Annotated in this window: 4 protein-coding genes; 3 read left to right on the top strand and 1 reads right to left on the bottom strand. The window is 37.6% G+C overall.

The window, feature by feature from the left end; genetic code table 11:
- The 3 genes from AC1DND_RS23460 to AC1DND_RS23470 form a co-directional block, all read left to right on the top strand.
- The coding region (locus AC1DND_RS23460) for a response regulator transcription factor (protein ID WP_477585003.1) at window positions 1-389 on the top strand (389 nt) is incomplete at its 5' end.
- A 203-nt stretch (window positions 390-592) separates the two neighbouring features.
- The gene (locus AC1DND_RS23465) at window positions 593-1,282 is read left to right on the top strand and encodes an RluA family pseudouridine synthase (RefSeq protein ID WP_477585004.1); all 690 of its coding nucleotides are present in this window, start codon (window positions 593-595) and stop codon (window positions 1,280-1,282) included.
- Window positions 1,283-1,357: 75 nt separating this feature from the next.
- Window positions 1,358-3,148 (top strand): chloride channel protein, encoded by a 1,791-nt coding sequence (locus AC1DND_RS23470; RefSeq protein ID WP_477585005.1) that lies wholly within the window; start codon window positions 1,358-1,360, stop codon window positions 3,146-3,148.
- Between the two features lie 78 nt (window positions 3,149-3,226).
- Here the strand turns inward: AC1DND_RS23470 and AC1DND_RS23475 are convergent.
- Window positions 3,227-3,796, bottom strand: a 570-nt coding sequence (locus tag AC1DND_RS23475; protein ID WP_477585006.1) for an AAA-type ATPase lid domain-containing protein, incomplete at its 5' end; no start/stop codon positions are given.

Below are 3,796 nucleotides of genomic sequence, written 5' to 3' on the forward strand. Positions count from 1 at the left end.
GTGCTGATGATTATATCGCAAAACCAATTAAACCACGTGCTTTAGTTAGCCGAATTAATGCAATTTTAAGACGAAATACAGGAACAGAAGAAATATCTGAAAACAAATTGGAAATTGGCGATTTAGTAATCGATCGTGAAGCCTATTTGGTTTTTCAAGGCGGTAATAAAGTGGTATTGGCAAAAAAAGAATTTGAACTTTTATACTTGTTGGCATCAAAACCAGGAAAAGTTTATACCCGCGAATCGATCCTTAAAAATATCTGGGAGGATTCGGTAGTAGTAACCAATAGAACCATTGATGTTCACATCCGCAAACTAAGGGAAAAATTAGGCGAAACTTATGTATCAACCGTAAAAGGGGTAGGTTATAAGTTTGAGCTTTCTTAAATAGCTTTACCATAGATAGACACAGATTAGCACAGATTTTTTCTGATGATTAATCTGTGTTTTTTTATGCTGTCATTCTGAGGTACGAAGAATCTCTTACATTTTAGCTCTGCCGCTAAAATACCTCTGCTTTTTTTTCGATGCTTTTATTTTACAACACATTCTATGTCTTGGAGATTCTTCACTGCGTTCAGAATGACAAAATGCGCCAGGAAGACGAAACTCTGCGCAAAACCGTCAAACTATCGCCAATCTTACTTCCTCCATATCTGTATTTATCCACCAATGTGTTACGCCTGGCCAAACAGTATAGCGATGATGCACAGGTTTGTCACCGTTTGGATAAAGAAACTTCTGGCGCTTTAATTATCGCCAAAAATCCTGAAGGTTACCGTCATGCTTCTATGCAGTTCGAAAGAAGAAAGGTGAATAAAACCTATCATGCGGTAGTAGATGGGCATGTCATTTTCGATCAGTTAACCGTTGATCTTCCGATTTTGAACGATGGCAATAAAAATGTAACCATTGATAGGGCAGAAGGTAAAAGAGCAGAAACCATTTTCGATTCGTTAAAATACTACAAACATTATACACTGGTTGAATGCAAGCCAATAACTGGTCGTATGCACCAGATCCGTATTCACTTAGCAACACAAAGGGCAGCCATTGTTGGCGATGATATGTACAAAGGGAAACCTGTTTTTCTTTCGTCAATTAAGAGAGGTTATAAATTAACCAAAGGCGAAGAGGAGCAACCCATTATGAAACGTTTCGCATTACATGCCAGGCACCTGGTTTTTAAAGGATTAGATGACAAAGATATTGTGATCGATGCACCATACCCAAAAGATTTCGCAACCTTAATTAAGTTATTGGATAAATTTGATGCATAAAGGAAGCCTTTAAATTGGCTTCTCTTGTTGTTTTTGTTACTTTTGGGCATTCGCCCTCTATTAAAAAACAATAGGATGTATATCAGATTTGTAAATTACCTTGATCAGGTTAATCAGTACCGAAAATCTAAAATATCAAACCGTAATTTCTTAATTATCCTCGCTGTAATTGTTGGGGTTTTAGCAGGATTAGCCGCCGCCGCTCTAAAGAGCCTAACGCATCACATCGAAGAATTTCTTCAATCAGATTGGCACTGGAAATATAAATACTACCTGTATTTTGTGTTTCCGATGATCGGTATTTTCTTAACGGTTTTGTACATCAAGTATTTTATCCGTAAAACTAAATTCGAAACGGGTTTAACCCCATTGCTTTATGCCATTTCGAAAAAATCGAGCAAGGTAGAAGCACACAATATTTATTCGCAGATTATTACCGCAGCCGTTACGGTAGGTTTTGGTGGTTCAACAGGTTTGGAAGCGCCAATTGTTACCAGTGGATCGGCAATAGGCTCAAACCTTGGCCGTTTACTTGGCTTATCTTATCGCGAAATTACCATGCTAGTGGCCTGTGGCGCAGCAGCAGGTATTGCAGGAGCATTTAATAGCCCAGTAGCTGGGATTGTATTTGCTATCGAAATTTTATTACCAGAGTTTACCATCCCTGCGTTTATCCCACTTTTATTATCGGCTGCAACAGCTGCAGTAGTAGCAAGATTATTCTATACACAGCAACTTTTCTTTTTGGTTACAGAAGGATGGAAGGTGAATGCATTGTTTTATTATGTGATACTGGCTTGTTTTATAGGCTTATTCTCCATTTATTTTACAAAAGCCAATTATGCCGTAAAAGGCTTATTCTATAAAATAAAACATCCTTATACCAAAGTTATTGTGGGTGGTTTAATGCTTGGAGTTTTGGTTTTTCTATTCCCAACACTTTACGGCGAAGGTTATATCACAATAAAGGGACTGTTAAAAGGCGATTACCAAACAGTGATCAATAATAGTATTTTCTCCGATTACAATACCATTCCGGCTTTAGTGGTGTTGTTTACAGTAGTAACTATTTTCATGAAGTCGATAGCGACTTTGGTTACCTTGGGCGCTGGTGGTAACGGCGGAACGTTTGCGCCCAGTTTAATTATGGGCGGTTTAATCGGGTTTATCTTTGCCTATGTGGTAAATCTATCTGGTTTGGCGCAATTAAATGTTTCGAACTTTATTGTTGCAGGTATGGCAGCTGCTTTGGGCTCGATTATGCATGCTCCCTTAACTGGCATCTTCCTGATTGCCGAAATTACGGGTGGATATATCTTAATGGTACCACTAATGATTACCACTGCCATTTCTTATGCCATTAACCGCAGCGCTCAAAAACATTCTATTTATACAAAAGCATTAGCGGATAAAGGAGAACTGTTATCGCATGATGATAAGGATACGACTGTTTTAAATCAGATGAAACTAAAGTATTTGATCGAGAAAACCTATCCTCGATTAAACATGAATGATCAGATTTCGATTAAGATGAATGAGATCATGCAATCGCGTAAAAATATATGTGCTGTTACAGATGAACTGGGCGATTTTAAGGGCATCATTTACATAGAAGAGCTATTTAACGAAATGATTAATCACCCTGATAAGGAAAATTTGCTAGCTTCTTATTTGGTACAACCTGCACCGAACGCCGTCACCGAAAATGATGATCTGAAAATGGTATTAGAGAAGATGGAGCAAGATAATGTATGGATTTTACCCGTATTAACTGCGCAGAACCAATATTTAGGTTTCGTTTCTAAAACAGCAATCTTTAATAAATACAGGGCATTGCTGATGAGGCAGAATGATTATATGGGGTAGTTGTGGCTCATAAATAGAGGAGAAATATCATTAAACGAAAGAAGTCAAGTTTTTAAAACTTGACTTCTTATTATGATCTTACTCAGCTCTTTTTAAGCCAAACTTTTCAATTTTGCTGTACAAATGACTTCTTTGGATATCAATCTCATCCGCCGTTTTTGATACGTTCCAGTTGTTTTTTTCCAATTTGAATTTGATAAATTCGCGCTCTGCATGATCTTTATAATCCTGAAAATTATTGAACGAATCGAAAGAAAAAGCAAGGCTTGAACCGCCAGCACCTGCAATCTGTGCACTGGTTGCAGCACCAATGTTTGTACCACCGCCTGGATTAGCGAATGCACGTACATCATTTTCGGTAATTACCTTATCGCTCAAAATAATTAAACGCTCAATCATGTTATGTAGCTCACGCACGTTACCTGTCCACGGTAAGGCCTTTAAAGCAGCCATACCAGTATCATTTATTTTCTTAACCGGCATCCCATAATCACTGCATATATTCTCTAAAAAGTTTTGTGCAATAACCGGAATATCATCTGTACGCTCCGTTAAATGTGGAACATGGATATTGATTACATTTAACCGGTGGTATAAATCCATACGGAAGTTACCATCTTCGATTTCTTTCATTAAATCTTTATTGGT

Source organism: Pedobacter sp. 01N416 (assembly GCF_056399685.1).

What these genes read in the sequence shown, in the direction of transcription:
- AC1DND_RS23465 (WP_477585004.1), top strand. Translation starts at nt 593, where the DNA reads ATGCGCCAGGAAGACGAAACTCTGCGCAAAACCGTCAAACTATCGCCA.
- AC1DND_RS23470 (WP_477585005.1), top strand. Translation starts at nt 1,358, where the DNA reads ATGTATATCAGATTTGTAAATTACCTTGATCAGGTTAATCAGTACCGA.